A 21,245-nucleotide genomic window follows, 5' to 3' on the forward strand; every position below is an offset into this window, starting at 1 on the left:
TTGATTACATCCAGCAGTGAATTGGCCGCCTGATGAACCTTCTCGATGTAATGCGCTGGCCAGCGGTCAGATCTCCCTGCAAAGCAAGTAAAGACATCCCCATGATGGCATTCATGGGCGTGCGAATTTCATGGCTCATATGGCGAGAAACTCACCTTTGATTTTGCTGGCAGATTCGGCGGCATTCATCGCCTTTTGCATTTCCCGTTCGGCGACTTTGCGTTCGGTTATATCGATCAACCACGCGAGCGTCCCCGTCTCGCCAAGAAAATCAATACGCAGAAAGTTCACCAGAACATCGCGAATCTGGTTGTGACTGTTGAACACCTGGCTTTCGTGCTGCGCGACGACGCCCTCTTTGCGTAAGCGCTCACGAAGTGTCTCTCGCTCATCGGGGCGCACATACAACCGCGGCATAGGTGCGTTTACGCGTACATCGAAGGTGTTGGTGAAAGCGGATTAACAATCGCACGATACCTTCGGAATCAGGCTGCAAGTCGTCAGCCAGAATACACACTGCAACCGGCGCGTTATCCAGAATGAGCTGCAGGCGTTGGTTGACGAACGATTTCCTCGGAATCAGCACGCCGCTTACGCATATCCGTCGTACGCCTCAGCCCGAACCAAAGCAGCAGCCCGCTGGCCCACGTTGTCATCGTGGCGATCAGAAATCCTTCGCCTAGGTTATAGACCGGCGCCAATGCACTGATCGTCACCAAGCGCCATTTGCCACCCGGGTCATTCCAATCAACCGGTGCAGAGGAGACGCGCGTAGCGCTTTTCCTCGACCCGCACAATGTCGTCCTCCAGGTCGAAAGGCAGCGTTCTCACCTGCTCTTTGTCATCGAAGTAGCTACCAAATTGTTTACTCTGCGCTATCGCGCGAATTTGCTCTGGCGATTTGACACCTACCGTTTGCAGGCGCCAGTCCGAACGGCCGGACGTAAACACCACGCCCTGTGGCGAAACAACAGACCTGTACGCGTGCTGTCGTTGGCAACAAATGCCTGCAGCTCACTGGCTTCGAACTGTCCGACCACCGCGCCGGTTACCTCACTGCTACCGCTTCCAGATAAACCGGAGCGGCAACGAAGTACACCAACCGGCCTGTAACCGAACTGACCCCGCCATGAACAGTGGGTAATCCGCGAATTGCCTGGGTGAAATACGGGCGATAGCTAACGTCCACGCCGATCGGGCTGATGTACTCATTGTTCCAATCGCTGGTGATGGTGCCCTTTTCATCCACGACGAACACCAGGTTCGCCCCAACCCTCTTCGCAATAATCTGCAAGGCCGGCCGAGCGATATTGAACTGCTTGGCGTGGCTCACGTGGTTCCAATGAAGCGGTACGCACCGAAGGATTAAGAGCCCCTGCGAGCAACAGAGCGCCCATAGCTTTGCCGTTGAGGGTCACGCTTTCCAGACTGGTAGCATTCTCACGGTTGAGAGCCTGCTCGGCGCTGCGAAAGCGCGATTCGACCATGAGCCGGTAAGACTCACTGGCCGCAAAACCGCCACGCAGGAAAACAACAGCATGCCAATCAGAACTGGCACACGATGATCAACAACCATCAATAGATTTCGTCACACGCCAACGCTCGTATTCATGCGCCAGAAATTTTCAGCTGTGCTCGACAGGTATCCGACTCGCCAAGGCAGGCATACCTAGACCCGAGTGCAGACGACTGCCCCAAGAATAGACGACGCTATCGCCCGCTGAAGTCCTATAAAACCACGAAATCAATTTGGGCTTCAGAGTCAGCAGCCCCGAGGTGTCGATGCGGACTCAGACATTGGCGAAATAACCTACAGCAACATTCAGTCGAGCCGAACACGCTAATACCTCAATGCCGCCTCTGATCAAAAGCCAGACAAAAATCTAAAATTGACATCTATAAGCATTTTCCTACATCCAATAGAGACAGGTTTCTACATAAAGCCCGTTAGCTGACTGGGATATTTCCTCCACTTATTCTTTAAGCGAGGATGCCAGAATGTCCCAGCCAAAAATTCTTATTTCAGAAGATCATTCACTTGCACAGCAAGCAATGGCAGCCACGCTTAGATCGCTGGGATACACACAGGTATTCACCGCAACAGATACAGAAGAGCAATAGAACTTATCCTCCAAGAAGGCGGGTTCGATATTTTGATCTGTACGATCAGCGCACCCAGCGCCACTGGCTTGGGTTTATTGCGCGACCTAAAAAAGCATGGACGCGTTCACTCGCTACTGTTAATCACTGAAACACCATCAGATCTCAAAACCGCAACCCGGGACTTGCACGTCACTGCGGCTATTCCATATTGGGTGAGTTAAGCAAACCATTCTCAAAGATGGAAATTCAAGCAGCGCTAACCAACTATCGCGCCACGCAGCGCTCTATAGCAGCCAAGCAACAACAGATCCTATTCGGCAAAAGCAGTCTCAAATGCGGCCAGAAAAAAACAATTCATTCCGTATTACCAGCCAAAGGTGAACATCCAGACAATGGAAGTTGTCGGAGCGGAGATTTTAATGCGTTGGAACCACCCAAGCCTGGGTATCCTTGGACCGAACAGCTTTATGGATGTCGCCAAACGTTTTGGTCATATTGATACAATGACCTTAAACATACTTGAACAAGCGTTGGACTTCGTCAAACAACAAGATCTTGAAGAAAATTTCAAGCTAGCAGTCAATATTGATGCAACACAAATTTGCAACCCAGACTTCCACAAAAAAATAAATGTTCTACTCAGCGCAAGAAAGTTTCGCGCCAGCAATCTCATCTTGGAAATTACCGAATGCAGCGCGCTACGATCGCCTGCCGACTGCATGCTCAATCTTATCCAACTTCGATTGCTCGGCTGCGAAATTTCTATCGATGACTTTGGTGCCGGACTGTCCTCTCTTCAGCGGGTATGTGAACTGCCTTGCACAGAAGTCAAACTGGACATGAGCTTCACAAAAAGCCTGCCCTACAACAGGCGCACACAGGTAGCTGTTGCTCATATGGCAAAATTTAGCGAAGAAATTAACGTTCAGTTAGTAGGCGAAGGCATCGAAACAGAAGAACAACTCCAAGCACTTCAAAAAATGAATTGCCACATTGGCCAAGGTTATCTGTTCTCACCTCCAGTCAATGCAAAGAATCTCTTAAAATGGTTAAGCATTATAAAACAGCTAACACCCTCAAGAAAATAGCTGAACTCTTTTACCGCACCCTATCTTGCCGCTGGCAGAGTGAATGCAATGTTTATCATCAACAACCCCACAACATCGCTTCCAACACCAATATCTGCAGTGTCGTGGTAAACCTTTTATGCGCACTGGCATTATTTATCACTTCCCCGGCCAACGCAGTGGAAGCCATTACACTAGCGCCCACAATTATTGCGCCAAAAGTGACGCTAGCCGTTGATGAAAACACTCGTGATTGGCTGAAAAACAAAAAAGTTCTGACCCTGGGGATCAGCCAGGAAATTTTTGAACCGTACGAGATAATACAAGGTCGCAGCCTCAAAGGCATCGTAGCCGACCATGTTTATCTGATCGCTAATAGCTTGAATCTGGAAACCCAAATACTTATGTATTCGGACTGGAACTCTGCGGTCCAGGCGTTAAAACGTGGTGAGGTTGATCTACTCAGCAAAGGTGGCTTAAAAGATGGCCCAGACCCAGAACTTACGCAGTCGGCACCTTATGTTTTGAACTCCCCATCATTGTCGGTCGCGGTTCCGAACTGGGCTTTTCTAAAATAAAAGTCCAAGGAGATATTGCTTTCTCAGGGAACTTCGTCGATGAGAAAACTATTTCCGAGCACTTTGAAAACTATTCCCTTACCGTCTTTAACTCGGTGCTTGAAGCACTCCACTCCGTTGAGTACCAACGGCAACGATGGTACATCGGTGATCCTGTCGAGGTCGGATATTACAAGGGCCAAGGAGAACTACAGCACATCCACGCCTACCCTTCCAAAAATTTGGAGAAAAACGGTTACAGCTTTTTGTTTCGAAAAGACAACGATAGATTGCCGTTGTTATTTGATGCGGTTTTGAAAAACGCACGATCTTCACATAAAAATAAAATACTTAATTATTGGGCTGCCAACATAGGTATTGAAACACCTGCAGAAATATCGTTCACCTTCGAAGAACAACAATGGTTATCAGGACATCCGGATATTGCCGTGGCTGTCAACTCCTCGTTACCGCCCTATAGTTTCTACGACGAGAATGGAGAAATGAAAGGCGTCGTCATCGATCTTCTCGCAGAAATAAGCCAGGCAGTTGGAATAAATTTCAAAATTATCGACACATCATCGCTGGATGAGCTAGAGCAAAACTTACGTAAAAAAAGTGCCGACATGACCTTAACGCTTCTGCCTAATGAAGAACGCTCCACATATCTGCGTTTCACTGAACCCTATCTATTTAACAGCTTTGCACTGGTGACCCGTAAAGATAGCAAAATTTCCTCGATTGCAGATCTCAAAGGAAAAAAAGTTGCACTTCAGCGCGGCAATTTTGTAGCAGGCCGAGTTACAGAGTTACAACCAACCGCTTTAGTGATCAGAAAAGCTTCTCAGCTCGATAGCCTTGTAGCAGTTGCAAATGGCGAAGCTGATGCTGCTATTACATTACTGCCAACCGCCACCTATCTGATACGGCAATATTTTTCCCATGATCTGAAAGTGTCCACATCCCTTCCAGATTTACCCGCAAATCTTCCTTTTTCTATCCGACCCGAGCAGACCGAACTGTATAGCGTTATTACGAAGGTCATCGAACAGCTTGGCCCCAGCCATATGAATGCACTGATGAGCAACTGGAAGGCGGTTGCGCCGGCTCAAACTAGCGTCTGGAAGGAATACATCTCTTCTTTTCGTTTACTTAGCATTTTCGCAGCCTTTATCTCATTATTGCTTCTTAGCCAGATTCTGTATTTATTTATAAAACGCAGGCATATACAGCGCGAGGCGGAACGCTTTGAATTCCGCAGCACTCTTTTGGATAGCATACCGATGGCAATTTCCGTACGTGATCTTGAAGGCAGATTCGTATTTTGCAACCAGGTTTTCTACTCCCAGCTAAGAGCGCAACCGCAAGACGTTATTGGGAAAAGCACATTTGAATTTATCTGTGTGGAGCGCGAGCAGGCCAAAGAACATCAGCGTTTTTACTTTCAGACGCTAAAAATCGGCGCCCCCGCTCAGCGTCAGTTTGATGCGACGGTTAATGGAGCCCTCCTCACGTTCCGGCAGTGGGATCGGCCGTACACCGATAAGAACGGAAATATCGCCGGCCTGATTTCTGGCTACGCTGATATGACGTCTAACGTTCTTTTACTCCAGCAACTCCGTGATTCACACGACCGGGCAGTGCAGGCTAATGACGCAAAAAGTCGATTTCTGGCCGTTATGAGTCATGAAATCCGCACGCCGTTAAACGCCATCATCGGCTTGCTCGAGCTCACCATTCAAAGAATCGAGCAAGGCGATGCGTGGGACCGTGACGACCTTGAAGTCGCGTATGAATCGTCCAAATCACTGATCGGGCTGATTGATGACATTCTCGATCTTGCGAAAATAGAATCAGGGAACCTGAACCTCATGGTACAGCGCAGCAATCTATCCGAGATTACTCACTCCGTCAGTCGAATCTTTAGCGGAGTAGCGCGGCAAAAAGGCTTGTATCTACGCTTGGAGGAGAACCTAAAGTCAACTCATGACGTCTCGGTAGACGCGGGCCGGCTCAAGCAAGTTCTCTCCAATATTCTTAGCAACGCCATCAAGTTCACCGACTCGGGAGGTGTAGAAATCAAGGTCAGTACCAACAGTTCGCCAGAAGGCGCTCATATAGTTATTGAAATCTCCGATAGCGGAATCGGGGTATCACCAGAAGATCAGGAAAAGCTATTCAAACCCTTTACCCAAGCCTCCAATGTGTCCCATAGCCGTGGAGGTACCGGCTTAGGCCTGGCGATTTGCCGCCAACTGGTACAAATGATGGGAGGCTCACTTGAATTGCACAGCGCAATTGGGAAGGGCACACGGGTCCGCATCAAACTGATAGCCCAGGAACTGGAGCACGCGCCGCAAGTATTAAGCGCACCGGCAGACAAGCAGATGGCCAAACAGTTAAACGTTCTGTTGGTAGACGACCATCCAGCAAATCGTTTGTTGCTTGGTCAACAGTTGCAGTTTTTGGGTCATACCGTGCAGGAAGCCGAAAATGGGCTGCAGGCATTGGAATTATTATTTCAGCAGCCATTTGATCTCGTGATCACCGATTGCAATATGCCGCTGATGGACGGCTACGAACTGAGTCGTGAATGGCGCAGCCACGAAGCAAAAACAAACTTGAAGCCCTGCTGGGTCATGGGCTTCACCGCTAATGCCCAGCCACAAGAGCACGCTAAATGCTTGGACGCGGGCATGGACGGTTGTTTGTTCAAACCAGTCAGCCTCGCTGATTTATCGGCCTGCATAGAAAATCTGACGCCTCGTTCCGACAATGTAATCGGAGCCACTATTCAGAACAACGAACCGTCCAATCTTATCGATCACGCCAGTATTGCCGGGATTACTAACGGAAACGAAAAGCTGGCGGCAATGTTGATAACACAGCTTCATACCAGCAACGATCTGGATCTACAGCAGCTAAAGGAACGTATCATCGATTCACAATGGAAAGAAATTGCTCTTCTCGCTCATCGCCTTAAAGGAGTCGCAAGACTAATCAACTCTAAAACCCTGATAGATACCGCACAAGCTTATGAGACTGCTCTTGATAACGGTGTTTCCGACGACCAGAAAAAATCACTAGCCATAACCTTTTGCCACACACTTGAACTATTACAAGTAGCACTTGCTAGCCACCTAAAATCAATCAACACTCAACCAACTATCAACTAACGGGATATTTATGGGAAAGGTACTTATCGTCGACGATCATCCGGTCATTCGGCTGGCCGTCAAACTGCTGCTGGAACGGGAAGGTCACACCTTGGTTGGAGAAACCGACAATGGTGTGGATGCTCTTACGTTAATCAGAAACCATCGACCAGACCTGGTCATACTAGATATTGGCATTCCCAAAATTGATGGCCTTGAGGTGCTCGCTCGTATCAGCACACTCAAACCACGCCCACGCGTGCTGATTCTCACCTCACAGCCGGCAGACCTTCTGGCGTTCCGCTGTATGAAAGCCGGAGCAGCAGGTTTCGTGACTAAAGGAGATAACCTGGAAGAGCTTCAACGAGCAGTTTGGGCTGCGCTCTCTGGTTACAGTTTTTTCCCTACAGATATTCTTAGCACGGTTAATCCCACTATCTCGAACAGCAGCGAACACGCGATGTTAAATAGCTTGTCGGACCGCGAAATCATGGTTCTGCAAATGCTGGCACAAGGTAAATCTAACAAAGAGATTGGCGATTCTCTGCTGCTCAGCAATAAAACCATCAGCACCTACAAGACTCGGCTTCAACTCAAATTGAATGCTTTCAACCTTGTCGCCCTCGTGGACTTTGCCAAACGTAACGGTCTGGGCTGAAGGAAGACGCTTAGCCCACGTCTTCTTAACTTACACTCTTACTCTTCAGAACGTTCCTGCATCTGAGCTCCTGCGCGCCTCCTAATCTAATCCACCCATCTTGTGGGCGGTTTATTAAGAGGAGCGCAGGAAGCGCATGTATAAAATACTGATAGCAAGTGACCGTTCCGAAGTTATTACCCATCTTAGAATCATATGCGAAAACCATGGCTTCAACATATGTGGTGAAGCTAACAACCTCGAACAATCGTTAACGTTCAGCGAACTTCACATCCCCAACATCATCATCTTCAGCTTTCACTGTTCAGTTCGACGTCAGGCCGGTGTTGTTTCCAAAATAACCAGTCTCGGCCCGAGCGTGAATGTTTTGGTGTATTCCTCTGAAGGGCCCAACCGAGCTACACAAGCCTTCATACGGGCAGGGGTATCCGGTTTTCTTTCGGCTCAACGGAGCGATGAAGAGCTCATAGCGATTCTTCATGGAATGATGGCAGGCTTCACGGTGGTTCCAATCAGTGTATTGAGGCAACCGCGCGTCAAGTTGGCCCATCGACCCGCTGCAACCTTTCTCCAACCTGCCCCCCTATCCAGCTCGATTGAGGAGGAAAGTGGTGCCAACCTCCCCGATCAGGACGTGACCTTCTGCTCAGAACAAGAGCCCGCAATGCTGCCATTGATCTGTTTTAACGAACCCTGAGGGCTCTTGCCGAGCCAAAGTAAGGTCAACACCTTGCTAAGGAAACCTGGCATGAACAAAGCCTCGATCTTATCGCTCTGCTTGACCGGCTTACTTGTAAGCGCTTCCGGCACATTTGCTGCCGGCAGCACGGATGGTTCAGTGCCCAGCGCGGATAGCACTGGGCCGACTAATCCCACACCCCCTACATTGCCTACACCTGGTACCGGTGCCGAGCAGGGTATCGGTACCGGAATTGATGGCCCTGACAGCGCGCCTAAGCCTGGTACTGACGGCACCGGTCGTGACGAGAACAAAAGCGGCTCATCCGGAACATCCAGTCCTTCCAGCGAGCCAGTAGATACAAGTAAGCAGCCCGCCCCTGGGAGCTAGCGCGGGATGCCATTAACGGGTACGCAATGGCCAGTGATGCTGACCATTGCGTGGTATCCGTAAATCCATCTATCTGATGTCCAGCTCATGACCGGCCCCCATCACCCCAGCTGCTACGCTGGACCAGCAAGCCGCTCGGCGGCTGCCCGCCCAACTCCGACGAACTTTTTTAGAACCTAATGCATCAGACCTATAACCCGAAGCGAGGCGAAATATCGCCCGTTGTACATCTCTGTTTACCTGCCTCGCACCACTGAACCGCTCCACACGCGGGCTCCGGTTGCGACGGTGCTTGAGGACAACCGATGAACACCAGCCTGCTAGAGCGTTATCTGCATGTCCGCCGCCACAGCGAATCACTGATAGCGCCCTTGAGCGACGAGGATATGGTGGTGCAGTCCATGTCCGATGCCAGCCCGGCAAAATGGCATATCGCGCACACCAGCTGGTTTTTCGAAACGTTCCTGCTTAAAGAACACTTGTCTGACTACACCGAGTTCGATCCCAGCTTCGGCTACCTCTTCAACTCCTATTACGAAGCGCTCGGCCCTCGCCAACCCCGTCCACAGCGCGGGATGTTGAGTCGGCCACCCATTACCCGTATCCGCGAATACCGCCGCCATGTCGATGAGCATATGCAAGGCCTGCTGGCGGGCAGCCTGACTTCCGATTTGACCGCACTGGTAGAACTCGGGTTGGCACATGAGGAGCAGCATCAGGAACTGTTGCTAATGGACGTGCTTCACCTATTCAGCCTCTCGCCGCTCAAGCCAGCCTATTCCCCCGCCTGGCGCGAACCGTCTGGCGATCGTCATGGCCATTACCAATTGATGGCGGGCGGCATGGTCGAACTGGGCCATATTGGCGATGAATTTTCCTTCGACAATGAAAACCCTCGTCACGCCACTTGGTTGCAGCCTTTTGAAATTAGTGATCGCCTAGTCAGCAATGGCGAATGGCTGGCCTTTATGGCAGACGGCGGCTACGCCCGCGCCGACCTTTGGTTTTCAGAAGGCTGGACGACTGTCCAGAATGAGGGCTGGGAAGCGCCCTTGTATTGGCAGCGCGATACAAACGGCTGGCGTCAGATGAGTCTTGCCGGGCTTAGGAACATTGATCCGGCGGCGCCCGTCATGCATATCAGCTATTACGAAGCGTGCGCCTACGCCACATGGGCGAATGCACGCCTTCCAAGCGAAACCGAATGGGAAATTGCAGCGCGCTCGGGCCTCCTTGAACAGATTGAAGACAACGCCTGGCAGTGGACTCAAAGCGCCTACGCGCCCTACCCCGGGTTCCGACCGGCCAGCAATGCCATTGGCGAATACAACGGCAAATTCATGGTGAGCCAACTGGTGTTACGCGGCGGCTCTTGCATAACGCCAAGGGGCCACTCACGCCTTAGCTACCGGAACTTCTTTTACCCCGGTCAGCGTTGGATGTTTTCGGGGCTGCGCCTGGCAAGAGACCTTCCCTCTGCGCATGAGGCCGACAAGCAAAATACCGCCGCCCACAGTTCTGGCTTCGCACAGGATGTACGCGCAGGCCTAAGCAAGCGGAGAAAAGTCTGGCGCCAAAGTACTTCTACGATGCCGTGGGCTCGGAGTTGTTCGAAGCGATTTGTCGTACCCGTGAGTACTATCCCACCCGCGCCGAAACCGCCTTATTGAAGGATATTGCCCAAGAGCTTTCTTCCTGCATTCCAGACGGCGCCGCGCTAATCGAATTCGGCAGCGGGGCCAGCATCAAAACCCGTCTTCTGCTGGAAGCTTCACCCCAACTCGACGTCTATATCCCGCTGGACATCAGCGAATCCGCGCTACGCAACGCCACCGTGCAGCTGCAAAAAGACTATCCCGCCCTCTGGGTGGCGCCGGAGGTGGGCGACTTCTGCCACCTGGGAGAGCTGCCGATGCCGGCACGCACTCGCCCGCGGGTAGCCTTCTTTCCGGGTTCAACGCTGGGTAATTTTTGCCAGCAAGACTCCGTCGACTTCTTGCGATCCGTACGACGTTTTCTTGGCGATGATGCGCGGTTGATTGTCGGCCTGGATATGCTCAAAGACATCTCCACGCTGGAAGCCGCTTACGACGATGCTGACGGCATCACCGCCCAGTTCAACAAGAACCTGTTGGCCCGTATCAATCGCGAATTGGGTGGCACCTTCAATCTGGAGCAGTTCCTTCACCGGGCGCAGTGGAATCCGGAGCAAAGCTGCATGGAAATGTTCTTGGTCAGCACCCAGGACCAGGACGTCGAAGCCGCAGGCCAAATCTTCCACTTCGCCGAGGGCGAGCGCCTGCATACCGAGTGCTCTCACAAATACACCCCGGACTCCATCCAGCGCCTGGCCCAATCAGCCGGCTGGACCCTGGAGCGCCAGTGGCTGAGCCCAGCGCCGCAAGTGGGCATTTTTCTGCTTCACGGTTAAATGGCCCGAAATGCAAAAAGCCCCGCAACTTATTAAGTTGCGGGGCTTTTCTATATATGGCGGTGAAGGAGAGATTCGAACTCTCGATACGATTTCTCGTATACACACTTTCCAGGCGTGCTCCTTAAGCCACTCGGACACTTCACCGTTTCTCGATAACCGGTTAGGTCTGTCGAGGCGCGCTAATCTATCCGAAGGTTCTCCTAAAGGCAAAAGATTTTTTAACGGATTCATGTGCTTAAGCGAAAAAAGTTGGCTTCTTCTTCATTCCTCCAACTAAACCTTAACGAGGACGTAGACGGCTCGGCACGCGACTGCCCGGTCAGCCTTAGCGCTTACCTCCACGGCAGGCGTCGGTAACGTCTGCCCACCTTCTATACCTGCCCGAGCAAGGATTTGTGCCATGAGCGACCTGATCAGCTACCAACTAGACGACGGCATTGCCACCCTCACCCTGAGCAATGGCAAGGTAAACGCCATTTCTCCGGATGTGATCGCTGCCTTCAACGCAGCCCTGGACCGCGCCGAGCAAGATCGCGCCGTGGTGATCATCACTGGCCAGCCGGGCATTCTCTCCGGCGGCTATGACTTGAAAGTAATGACCTCTGGCCCCGAAAACGCCATTAATCTGGTCGCCGCCGGTTCCACCCTGGCACGCCGTATGTTGTCGCATCCGTTCCCGATCATCGTCGCCTGTGGCGGCCATGCGGTTGCCAAGGGTGCCTTTATTCTGCTGTCGTCCGACTATCGCATCGGTGTCGAAGGCCCGTTCAGCATCGGCCTCAACGAAGTGCAGATCGGCATGACCATGCACCACGTCGGTATCGAGCTGGCCCGTGATCGTCTGAAGAAGTCGGCGTTCCACCGCTCGGTCATCAATGGCGAAATGTTCAACCCGCAGACCGCGGTAGACGCCGGCTTCCTCGACACCGTCGTGGCCGCAGACCAACTGCTGCCAACCGCTGTTGCCGCCGCCCAGCAGCTGAAAAAAATCAATATGAAGGCGCACAAGAACACCAAGCTGAAAGTGCGCAAAGCCCTGCTGGAAACCCTCGACTGGGCTATCGAAGAAGACAAGAAGCACGCCGTCTAAGCGTTGCGCGAACACCGAGCCCGGCCCTTGCGCCGGGCTTTTTTATGGCTGCAGCCCGCGTACCGTCTGGCTTGCAGCCTGTAACAAAACTCCCACCGAACGGCGATTGCCGAAAATAGTGCACATCCGTACACTGCGCGACCTCTTACCAAACGGGCGTACCAATGCTTTTCCTTCTGCGCATGTTGTTCATGGGCCTGCACTTTATTTGGCAGGGTGTACTGGGCATTTTGATTGGCCTGTGCCGGCCGTTTAATCCCGATAACAGCCGCTTGTGCGCCCGCCTCTATTCGCGGCCTGCGCTGTGGCTGCTGCGCCTGAAGCTGAAGACCCAAACCGAAGGCCTGCGCGATCATTCGCCGTCCTGCGTGATCATTTGCAATCACCAGTCCAACTACGACCTGTTCGTGCTCGGCGCTGTCGTGCCTAAACGCACCGTCAGCATCGGCAAGAAAAGCCTCAAGTGGGTGCCGTTCTTTGGTCAGCTTTATTGGCTGGCCGGCAACGTATTGATCGACCGCGGCAACGCCATCAAGGCCAAGCGCGCGATGCTGACCACCACCGATACGCTGCAGCACAAAGACACGTCCATCTGGGTATTCCCTGAAGGTACGCGCAATGTGGGCAAGGGTTTGCTGCCCTTCAAGAAAGGCGCCTTCCAGATGGCAATTGCAGCTGGCGTGCCGATTCTGCGGTGTGCGTCAGCACCTATAGCACTCTGATGCAGCTCAATCGCTGGAACAGCGGCGATATCACCATCCGCTCCCTGCCGCCGATTTCACCGAAGGCATGACCACCGACGACATCCCCGCGCTGATGGAAAAATGCCACGCGCAGATGCAGGCAACCATTGCCGAGCTGGATCGGGAAATTGCCGCAGCCCAAGTGCCGCTCAGCAAGCCCGCACCTGTTATCGGCTGATTCGCCATCGCCCAACAAAAAGCCAGCGTCGATGCTGGGCTTTTTGCTTTCTAGGCCGCTACATCGGTGGCGGCACCACCACGTACTGCAACACCGTGCCCACATATTGCGGCTGATACCACGTACTCCCGCACTGCTGGTAAGTCACCCCGCGCACCAGCACCGGCACGCAGTTCGCCGGCACGCTTTGGGTCACCGCACCAATCGCCAATGCCGTCGTGGTGCCAATCACTACGCCCGCCACAACCGGGTCGTACCAGCCGTCGTGATAGTGATACGGCGGTGGTGGCGGAGGCGGCGGGGGGCATAGGTCTCGGCGGCGGCACGGGCCGGGACCGGGTCCCGGCCCTGGTGGATACGGCTGAGGACCGGCGGATGCGGCTGCGGCCCAGGTCCGGGCCCCGGCGGCATCGGGCGCGGCGGTGGCGGCTCAGGCCGTGGCGGAATCTGATGCTGCACGCCTCCACCGCCCTCCCCCGGCCGCATGCCCATATTGTGGGGTTGGAACACCTGCGTACGCGCCCCGCCCCGCGCCTGCCAGGCTTGCGCCAACGGGCTTAGCGTCATCAACATCGCCAAGACAGCGCAGGTTGCTCGTTTCGATGTAAACCGGCTCACCTCCCTCATGGCTGCGCCTCCACAGTGGCGGCAGGCTGGCGCGGCGCCAATGTCACCGGCTGGGCCTTGGACGGCGGAATAAAGCTGAATGTCGCCGCATCGAAGGCCGGCTTGAGGTTCCAGTGCAAGCGCACCTTGTGTTGCGGCCGGGCCTCGTCGCTGAGGTCGGTAATCACCACCTGACACGGCAATGCCTGCGCGCCGGTTTGCAGCCAGAGTTGCCAGTCCACGCCGTCTTGGCGATAGGCGAAATGGTCGCAAGTCTGGCCGTCGAACTGGTCCTGGCCGATGTACAGCGCCGACAGCACTTCATCCAGCGGCGCCTGCTCGGTGCCCCAATAGAAGAGATCGGCCAGCGGCAACTGAATGCCGTAATCACTTTGTAGCGTCGCCAACAACTCGCCGATGCTGGCCGGCGCCGGCAGTTGGCTGTAGGCGTTATGCAACGAGCCATACAGCACAAAATGGCTGCCGTCGTAATACAGACTTTTGCTTTGCTGCTGGGCTTCCACGGTGATTTGCAGCTTGTTCGGCGGCTCGGCTTTCAGCCGCGTGCGGTGGGAAAATTGCAGGGTCTGGCCGGTGTCCGTTACCTGATCCGTGGTGCTCTCGGCATCGATTTCAAAGCGCTTGAGCGCGCGTAGTTGGCCGCCCATGGTTTCCAATGCGGCCAAGGCCTTGGCATCGCGTTCGTAGACGACGGTGCCGAGCGCCGCCGCTATATCTACATTTACCGTCTCATCAGCGCTTACCGTGCCGGCCATCAATGTGCCCAACAGTGTCAGCGCCCCAACAACCGCGTGTTTGCCATGCTCTCCCTCCTTTGGCGGTGCGTTTGGCTGGTCTGAGCATAGCCGCGCTTTTTACTGCGTCAGGTTATTTGCATAACGCGGGAGCACTCCTGCCGCCGCGCTTGTCTCACGCTCAGCGATACAGCCCAGGCAACTTGCATTACGCTTGCCCGTGGCGCGCGCCGCCATTCAAAAACTGGAGCGTACGGATAACAACCATGACAAGTGTCGTTGCAGCAGCTGTTTATTCCCATGGCAAGAAAGTCACCGAAATCACTCTGGACGAAGGCAAAGACTGGGCGGCCAAGCCCGACCACTTTGTATGGATCGGCCTGCACGACCCCGGCGCCGAAGAACTGCTCAACCTGCAAAAGCAATTCAACCTGCATGCACTCGCCATCGAAGATGCCTTGCTGCAGCACACCCGCCCCAAGCTGGAAACCTTCGGCGACGCACTGTTCATGGTGCTGTACTCGCCGGTGATGGAAGACGACAAACTGGTGTTCGTCGAAACCCAGTTGTTCGCCGGCAAGGGCTACGTGATCAGTTGCCGCTACGGCGACTCACCGTCTTACGGTCGCGTACGCCAACGCGCCGAAGCCCAGCCCTTGATGCTCGAGCACGGCGAAGACTTTGTGTTGTATGCGCTGCTCAGCTTCGTGATTGAAAACTACCGGCCGCGGTTGGAAGAATTCAACGCCAAGCTCGAAGACATGGAACAGCATGTACTGCGCAATCCGCTAAGCCAGGACGACGTCGAAAAAATCCAGCGCATGCGCCGCCACCTGTTGCGCATCCGCCGTTATATCGCGCCGATGGTGGAAATCTGCACCGAGCTGCAGCAGCTGGACTTCCCCTTTATCGACAAACATATGCGCCCGTACTTTCGCGACGTGCAGATTCATGTGCAGCGATTGATGGAAGACCTTACCGGCCTGCGAGAGATGGCCGACCACGCCATTGAAATCGGCCTATTGCTGGAGTCTTCGCGGCAAAGCATCACGCAACGCAAGTTCGCTGCCTGGGCGGCGATTCTGGCGTTTCCGACGGCGATTGCCGGCATTTACGGGATGAACTTTCAGTACATGCCAGAGCTCACCTGGCATTACGGTTATGCCGGGGTGCTCACGGTTATTGGTGTGGGTTGCGTAGGGCTTTACGCCAACTTCAAGCGGATGGATTGGCTCTGAAAATTTTCGCGGCCAAGGCCGCTCCTACAAAAAGCAGCGGTTTCCTGTGGGAGAGGCTTTAGCCTCGATTGGCCAGACCTGAAAACGCGATATTCCGGGGCCTACTCCGCATCCCATGCTTTCATCCGCACCCGGCAATGCTTCATCGCATTCACGATGTGCTTTTCCACCAGGCTCTGGGAGATGCTTAGGCGCTCGGCAATCTCATCGTGGCTAAGCCCTTCGAGCTTGCGCAGCAAAAAGGCATCGCGGCACATCGGCGGCAATTCATCGAGGGCGCGCTGCAACAATTCCAAGCGTTGGTCCTGGGCCAGGGAGCGATGGGGCGAAGGCGAGAAAAACTGTTCGTCCTGATCGAGCACATCCAGATTTTCGGTGCGCCGCAGGGAATTGCGCCGGTGCTCGTCGATCACCAGGTTGAGGGCGGTGCGGTAGAGAAAGGCACGTGGCGAGGCGATCTGTTCCTGGCCGGCGCGCTCCATCACGCGCAAATACGCATCGTGGGCGACATCCGCTGCCACCTGTCGGTCCCCCAGCTTGGCGCTTAAAAAACGCACCAGCTCCCGATAGTAAATCTCCAAAACAACTCCCGGCCACAGATGTGACGGCGAACACTGCGATAAGGTGGAACACCCAAACCGTCATACTGGCAGTTCGAAATTATTCATTTTATAATCGCCAGTATCAAGAGTTATTCTCAATTGCCAACTTTTCCTCTCTTTAGCTTCAAGACCCGGTAACCGACCTTCCCTGATGAACAACGCCCCTTCCCCTGCTCTCGACGACCCACTGGCTGAGGTCGCCGCACACTGGTGCATGCGCATGCATGCCAGCGATTGCACGGACGAAGAGCGCGCGCGGTTCAAGCAGTGGCTGGCGGAGGATGAGAGCCATGCCATCGAATATGTGGCCATGCTGGAAATCTGGGATCTGAGCGACCACCTGCCCGCCGCCGAACCCGCCGCCACGCCACGCCCGGCATCACGCCAAACGCCACCATCAGCCGCCCACCCGACACGCCCACGTCGCCGAAAGTGGCGTCCGCAATTGCGCGCCATCGCCATGGCCTTGGTGGCCTTGCCGCTGGCAGCCTATGGCGGCTGGATGATGGGCTGGTTGCCCAATTCGTATGAACACTTCGAGACCGAGCAGAACATCAGCCGCATCACTCTGGGCGACGGCAGCGAAGTGGAGCTCAACAGCAACAGCGACTTAAGCTTCTTCAACTTCCGCGACCAACGTCACGTCAACCTCAGCAGCGGCGAAGCCTATTTCCACGTTACCCACGACAGTGCCCACCCGTTTGTAGTGAGCGCCGGCGAAGGCTCGGTCACCGTCACAGGCACCCGCTTCAACGTGTGGCGTTACGAAGACAGCGTGGTCGTCACGGTCACCGAAGGCTCGGTGCGCGTACAAAGCGAAAGTCAGGGCAACGACAGCACGCTTACGCCCGGCATGCAGGCCAGCTTCAAGGCCGGCGACCTCAAGCCCAGCGTAAAATCGGTCGACACTAACACCGCACTGGCCTGGCGCGAAGGCAAGCTGATCCTCAACGACATCACCCTCGGCGAAGCCGTGCCGCTGCTGAATCGCTACCTGGACGAACCGCTGATACTGGCTGACCAGAACGCCGCCGACATCCGCATCGGCGGCATCTACAGCACCCGCGATGTCGCCGGCCTGGTCAAGGCGCTACCTAAAGTGCTGCCAATTACGCTGGTGCCACAGAAAGACGGCAGCACCCTGATCCGCAACCGCGGCTGACCTTGCCCTACGCCGAATACTCCGGCGGCAACGGCGGCAACTCATCCAGCAACTGACTCAACCCCACCGACCACTGCTCCCGCACGCCCATAAAGTACGGGTCGTTTTCCAGCACCCGGAAGCCCGCCGGCACCTGCAAGCTATTGGCCTTGTACACCACCACATCCAGCGGAAACCCCACCGACAAATTACTGCGAATGGTCGAGTCAAACGACACCAGCGCGCAGCGCAGCGCCTTGTCCAGATCGGTGTGGTAACTCAGGGCGCGGTCGAGCATCGGCTTGCCGTATTTGCTCTCGCCAATCTGGAAATACGGGGTGTCGTCCGAGGACGCAATAAAGTTGCCCAGCGGGTAGATGTTGTACAGCTCCGGCGCTTGCCCGGCGATCTGCCCGCCCACCAGAAACGAGCAGCTCAAATCCACCCCGGCAGCCATCGGCGAGTTGGCATCGCGGGCCAGCACTTCGCGCATGGTGTCGCCTACCAAGGTGGTAGCGCCGTACAGATTCACCACGTTATTCAGGTGAATGCCGTCGTGGCTTAACCGCGTACGCAGCAGGTTGATCACCGCCTGCGAGGTGGCCAGGTTGCCGGCGGTTTGCAGCACAATCAGGCGCTCGCCCGGCACGGCAAACACATGCAGCTTGCGAAAGGTGGCGATATGGTCGACCCCGGCGTTGGTACGCGAGTCGGAAACGAACACCAGGCCTTCGGCCAGGTTCAGTGCTACGCAATAGGTCATGTTGGCATCCGATCCATAGAGACAAGGACGCCCGAACCAGCTGGAGCCGATTCGGGCGTTAGGGTGTTGACCATGGTAGTCGCGGTTTGGTTTTACTGTTGTTGCACCTGAACGCGGGTCGGCGACACTTCGACGTGCGCATGCATCTGCTCTACCCCGCCACCACGGCGCATGCCGCGCACCGGGCAGGCGTCCAGATAGTCCAGACCGACCGCCAACTTCAGATGGCGCTCGGCGCGAGTCAGGCAGTTGGTCACGTCAAAACTGTACCAGGCGCCATCCAGCCAGGCTTCGGCCCAGGCGTGACTGGCCAGGTGATCGCTGCTGTCGGTGTACAGGTAGCCCGACACATAGCGCGCCGGCACGCCCAGGCTGCGCGCACAGGCGATAAAGGCGTGGGTCTGGTCCTGGCACACGCCCTTGCCACTGGCGAAGGCTTCGGCGGCGCTGGTCTTCACGTCAGTAACGTCGGGTTGGTAGCGAATATGCGCATTGAGGCGGTTCATCAAATCGATCATGCACGAGCGATCACGGCGGCTGGCGCATTCGGTCTGGGCGAACTCACGCAGCGCCTGGTCGGCCTCGGTCAAACGGGTGGTACGCAGGAATGGCAGCGGCGACTGGGCTTCGTGCTCGCACTCGCGTTGCTCGTCAATTTCCACCTGACCACGGGCGCCGAGAATGATGCTTTCGTGCGGCTCGTCCAACGTGAGTACGTGGAGGATATTGCCGTACGGGTCCACTTGGGCCCGCACCGGGCGCGGCAGGTTGAGTTCCCAGCTGATCACCTGCTGCCGCTCGCTGTCGTGCGGGGTCATGCGCAGGTATTGAATGCTGTTACGCACCTGGTCTTCGTAGTGATAGGTGGTGTCATGGCTGATCGAGAGTCTCATGCGACCTCCAGGTAAGACGTTTGAATGGCTTGGCCTAGCTGGCGTACCAGCAGGATGAAATCGGTGAGCCAGCCATGCAGGCCCTCATCGAGTACTTCATTGATACTGGTATAGCGCAAACGCGCTTCCAGCTCTGCAGCCAGGCGCTGCGCCGGACGGCCGTTGTCCCCCGGCAAGCTGGAAAGCATCAGGTTCAGTTCGTCCATGCACGAACGCAGCGAGCGCGGCACTTCGGCACGCAGCAACAACAGCTCCGCGACCTTGCGGGTGTTGGGCGAGCCACGGTAAATCTCGGCAAACGCCTCGAAGGACGACAGGGCCCGCAGCAAGGCAGTCCACTGGTAATAACTGCGTGCCGGGCGACCATCGTTTTCGTCGATGTCTTCGCCGAGCATTTCGTAGCGCGCATCGAGCAGGCGCAGCGTGTTGTCCGCACGCTCGATAAACGTACCCAGGCGGATAAACCGGTACGGGTCACCACGCATGATGGTGCCGAAGGTGGCGCCGCGGAACAGGTGGTTACGCTCCTTGGCCCACTCGCAGAACCGGCTGATGCCATAGCGGCCCAGGCCCTGTTCGGCAATGCCGCGAATCTCCAGCCAGGTGGCGTTGATGTTTTCCCACATGTCGGCCGTGATGCGTCCGCGCACGGCATGGGCGTTGGTACGCGCCGCCTGCAAGCAGCAATAAATGCTCGCCGGGTTTTCCGAATCCAAGGCAAAAAAGTGCAGCATGCGCTCGGCATGCAGCGGGCCGTGACGCTCCAGATATTCGTCCAGCGTGCCGGTGATCAACAGCGGCAACGCCAACTCTTCCAGGCCATTGCCGCGCCCATCCTGCGGCATCAGCGACAGCGAATAACTCACTTCCAGCATGCGCGCGAGGTTCTCGGCGCGCTCCAGGTAACGGGACATCCAGTACAGGTCAGAGGCAGTGCGGCTCAGCATAATTAGTCCTCCACCACCCAGGTGTCTTTGGTGCCACCGCCTTGCGACGAGTTCACCACCAGCGACCCTTCTCGCAGCGCCACGCGGGTCAACCCGCCGGGCACTACACGGGTGTCTTTGCCGGAAAGCACAAAGGGGCGCAAATCGATATGGCGCGGCGCGATGCCGTTTTCCACGAAGGTCGGGCACGTCGACAAGCACAGGGTCGGTTGCGCGATATACGCCTCCGGGCGAGCAATCAAACGGGCGCGGAAGGTTTCGATTTCCGCCTTGCTCGCTGCCGGGCCTACCAACATGCCGTAGCCGCCGGAACCTTGGGTTTCCTTCACCACCAGGTGCTCGAGGTTAGCCAGCACATGTTGCAGTTCGACCGGTTTGCGGCACTGGAAGGTCGGCACGTTTTTCAGAATTGGTTCTTCGTCGAGGTAGAAACGAATCATCTCGCCGACGTAGGGATAAATGGATTTGTCGTCCGCCACCCCGGTGCCGATCGCATTCGCCAACACCACATTCCCGCTGCGGTAAGTCGACAGCAGGCCCGGCACGCCGAGCATCGAATCAGGGTAAAGGCCAGAGGGTCAAGGAAGGCATCGTCAAGGCGGCGGTAAATCACATCCACCGGCTTGGCGCCGGCGGGGTGCGCCATAAAGACCTTGTCGTCCCGCACGACAGGTCGGCGCCTTCTACCAGTTCCACGCCATTTCGCGGGCCAGGAACGCGTGTTCGAAGTACGCGCTGTTGTAGCGCCTGGCGTCAGCACCACCACCGTGGGGTTATCCAGCGGGCTGGAGCTTTTCAGGTGTCGAGCAGCAGGCTCGGGTAATGGTCGATGGGCAGCACGCGCTGGGCGGCGAACAGTTCGGGAACAGGCGCATCATCATCTTGCGGTCTTCGAGCATGTAGCTCACGCCGCTGGGGGTACGCAGGTTGTCCTCGAGCACGTAGTAGGTTGCCGTCGCCATCACGCACCAGGTCGACCCCGGAGATATGCGCGTACAAATCACGTGCAGATTCAGGCCCTGCATCGCCAGTTGGTAACCCTCGTTGGCCACACCTGCTCAGCCGGAACGAGCCGGCCTTGATAATGCGCTGGTCGTGGTAAGGTCGGCGAGGAACATATTCAACGCCTGCACCGCTGGATGCAGCCGCGCTCCACAATTCGCCACTCACTGGCCGGAATACTGCGCGGGATGATATCGAAGGGAATAAGCCGCTCGGTGCCCTGGTCGTCGCCGTACAGGGTGAA

Annotated in this window: 19 protein-coding genes, 1 tRNA gene and 3 pseudogenes; 11 read left to right on the top strand and 12 right to left on the bottom strand. The window is 55.5% G+C overall.

Features of this window, described 5'->3' with window-relative positions:
• Window positions 1-4 precede the first annotated feature (4 nt).
• The 3 genes from AC0V2S_RS17905 to AC0V2S_RS17915 form a co-directional block, all read right to left on the bottom strand.
• A complete protein-coding gene (locus AC0V2S_RS17905) occupies window positions 5-139 on the bottom strand; it encodes a hypothetical protein (RefSeq protein ID WP_475510903.1) in 135 nt (44 codons plus the stop codon).
• Window positions 136-402 carry a hypothetical protein gene (locus AC0V2S_RS17910; protein WP_475510904.1) on the bottom strand — a complete coding sequence of 89 codons (267 nt, stop codon included), beginning with the start codon at window positions 400-402 and terminating at the stop codon, window positions 136-138. Before AC0V2S_RS17910 ends, AC0V2S_RS17905 begins: the two co-directional genes overlap by 4 nt.
• A 646-nt stretch (window positions 403-1,048) precedes the next feature.
• The gene (locus AC0V2S_RS17915) at window positions 1,049-1,333 is read right to left on the bottom strand and encodes a PDC sensor domain-containing protein (RefSeq protein WP_475510905.1); all 285 of its coding nucleotides are present in this window, start codon (window positions 1,331-1,333) and stop codon (window positions 1,049-1,051) included.
• A 1,102-nt stretch (window positions 1,334-2,435) separates the two neighbouring features.
• Between AC0V2S_RS17915 and AC0V2S_RS17920 the strand changes: the two are divergent.
• The 7 genes and pseudogenes from AC0V2S_RS17920 to egtD form a co-directional block, all read left to right on the top strand.
• Window positions 2,436-3,191 (top strand): annotated as a pseudogene (locus tag AC0V2S_RS17920) (EAL domain-containing protein); the annotation flags it as partial.
• Window positions 3,149-3,748, top strand: a complete 600-nt coding sequence (locus AC0V2S_RS17925) for a type 2 periplasmic-binding domain-containing protein (protein ID WP_475510906.1) — start codon at window positions 3,149-3,151, stop codon at window positions 3,746-3,748. The pseudogene AC0V2S_RS17920 and the gene AC0V2S_RS17925, both read left to right, overlap by 43 nt.
• Before the next feature lie 95 nt (window positions 3,749-3,843).
• A complete protein-coding gene (locus tag AC0V2S_RS17930) occupies window positions 3,844-6,903 on the top strand; it encodes an ATP-binding protein (RefSeq protein WP_475510907.1) in 3,060 nt (1,019 codons plus the stop codon).
• A 10-nt stretch (window positions 6,904-6,913) separates the two neighbouring features.
• Window positions 6,914-7,540, top strand: coding sequence for a response regulator (locus AC0V2S_RS17935; protein WP_457437622.1), 627 nt, complete (start codon window positions 6,914-6,916; stop codon window positions 7,538-7,540).
• 136 nt (window positions 7,541-7,676) lie between these two features.
• Window positions 7,677-8,237, top strand: coding sequence for a response regulator (locus tag AC0V2S_RS17940; RefSeq protein WP_475510908.1), 561 nt, complete (start codon window positions 7,677-7,679; stop codon window positions 8,235-8,237).
• Window positions 8,238-8,914: 677 nt separating this feature from the next.
• Complete coding sequence (egtB, locus tag AC0V2S_RS17945) at window positions 8,915-10,279, top strand: ergothioneine biosynthesis protein EgtB (protein ID WP_475510909.1); 1,365 nt, start codon at window positions 8,915-8,917, stop codon at window positions 10,277-10,279.
• Window positions 10,204-11,040: an L-histidine N(alpha)-methyltransferase gene (egtD, locus tag AC0V2S_RS17950; protein WP_475510910.1), complete on the top strand. Its 837-nt coding sequence runs from the start codon at window positions 10,204-10,206 to the stop codon at window positions 11,038-11,040. The genes egtB and egtD overlap by 76 nt, the downstream gene beginning before the upstream one ends.
• 57 nt (window positions 11,041-11,097) lie before the next feature.
• Here egtD and AC0V2S_RS17955 read toward each other — a convergent pair.
• A tRNA-Ser gene (locus AC0V2S_RS17955) sits at window positions 11,098-11,187 on the bottom strand.
• Window positions 11,188-11,443: 256 nt separating this feature from the next.
• On the opposite strand from AC0V2S_RS17955, the gene AC0V2S_RS17960 reads away from it, so the two are divergent.
• A complete protein-coding gene (locus tag AC0V2S_RS17960) occupies window positions 11,444-12,133 on the top strand; it encodes a crotonase/enoyl-CoA hydratase family protein (RefSeq protein WP_475510911.1) in 690 nt (229 codons plus the stop codon).
• A 164-nt stretch (window positions 12,134-12,297) separates the two neighbouring features.
• A pseudogene (locus AC0V2S_RS17965) lies at window positions 12,298-13,054 on the top strand (1-acylglycerol-3-phosphate O-acyltransferase).
• 58 nt (window positions 13,055-13,112) lie between these two features.
• Here AC0V2S_RS17965 and AC0V2S_RS17970 read toward each other — a convergent pair.
• Both AC0V2S_RS17970 and AC0V2S_RS17975 read right to left on the bottom strand, forming a co-directional pair.
• Window positions 13,113-13,298, bottom strand: coding sequence for a hypothetical protein (locus AC0V2S_RS17970; protein WP_475510912.1), 186 nt, complete (start codon window positions 13,296-13,298; stop codon window positions 13,113-13,115).
• Between the two features lie 379 nt (window positions 13,299-13,677).
• Entirely contained in the window at window positions 13,678-14,448 is a 771-nt protein-coding gene (locus AC0V2S_RS17975; RefSeq protein ID WP_475510913.1) for a DUF2092 domain-containing protein, read from the bottom strand.
• 233 nt (window positions 14,449-14,681) lie between these two features.
• Here AC0V2S_RS17975 and AC0V2S_RS17980 point away from each other — a divergent pair, with 233 nt between their 5' ends.
• Window positions 14,682-15,653 carry a magnesium and cobalt transport protein CorA gene (locus AC0V2S_RS17980; RefSeq protein ID WP_475510914.1) on the top strand — a complete coding sequence of 324 codons (972 nt, stop codon included), beginning with the start codon at window positions 14,682-14,684 and terminating at the stop codon, window positions 15,651-15,653.
• Window positions 15,654-15,754: 101 nt separating this feature from the next.
• Here the strand turns inward: AC0V2S_RS17980 and AC0V2S_RS17985 are convergent, their stop codons facing one another.
• Window positions 15,755-16,234, bottom strand: a complete 480-nt coding sequence (locus AC0V2S_RS17985; protein WP_475510915.1) for a sigma-70 family RNA polymerase sigma factor — start codon at window positions 16,232-16,234, stop codon at window positions 15,755-15,757.
• A gap of 172 nt (window positions 16,235-16,406) precedes the next feature.
• Here AC0V2S_RS17985 and AC0V2S_RS17990 point away from each other — a divergent pair, with 172 nt between their 5' ends.
• Window positions 16,407-17,417 (top strand): FecR family protein, encoded by a 1,011-nt coding sequence (locus AC0V2S_RS17990; protein ID WP_475510916.1) that lies wholly within the window; start codon window positions 16,407-16,409, stop codon window positions 17,415-17,417.
• 7 nt (window positions 17,418-17,424) lie between these two features.
• Here the strand turns inward: AC0V2S_RS17990 and AC0V2S_RS17995 are convergent, their stop codons facing one another.
• The 5 genes and pseudogenes from AC0V2S_RS17995 to AC0V2S_RS18015 form a co-directional block, all read right to left on the bottom strand.
• Window positions 17,425-18,159 carry a proteasome-type protease gene (locus AC0V2S_RS17995; RefSeq protein ID WP_475510917.1) on the bottom strand — a complete coding sequence of 245 codons (735 nt, stop codon included), beginning with the start codon at window positions 18,157-18,159 and terminating at the stop codon, window positions 17,425-17,427.
• Window positions 18,160-18,251: 92 nt separating this feature from the next.
• Window positions 18,252-19,052, bottom strand: coding sequence for a transglutaminase family protein (locus AC0V2S_RS18000; protein ID WP_475510918.1), 801 nt, complete (start codon window positions 19,050-19,052; stop codon window positions 18,252-18,254).
• Complete coding sequence (locus tag AC0V2S_RS18005) at window positions 19,049-19,999, bottom strand: alpha-E domain-containing protein (RefSeq protein ID WP_475510919.1); 951 nt, start codon at window positions 19,997-19,999, stop codon at window positions 19,049-19,051. Before AC0V2S_RS18005 ends, AC0V2S_RS18000 begins: the two co-directional genes overlap by 4 nt.
• A gap of 2 nt (window positions 20,000-20,001) precedes the next feature.
• Window positions 20,002-20,765: pseudogene (locus tag AC0V2S_RS18010) on the bottom strand (circularly permuted type 2 ATP-grasp protein).
• Between the two features lie 7 nt (window positions 20,766-20,772).
• On the bottom strand, window positions 20,773-21,051 hold the full coding sequence (locus AC0V2S_RS18015; RefSeq protein ID WP_475510920.1) for a circularly permuted type 2 ATP-grasp protein: 279 nt from the start codon (window positions 21,049-21,051) through the stop codon (window positions 20,773-20,775).
• Window positions 21,052-21,245: the final 194 nt, after the last annotated feature.

The organism is Pseudomonas sp. CC11G (assembly GCF_056174845.1).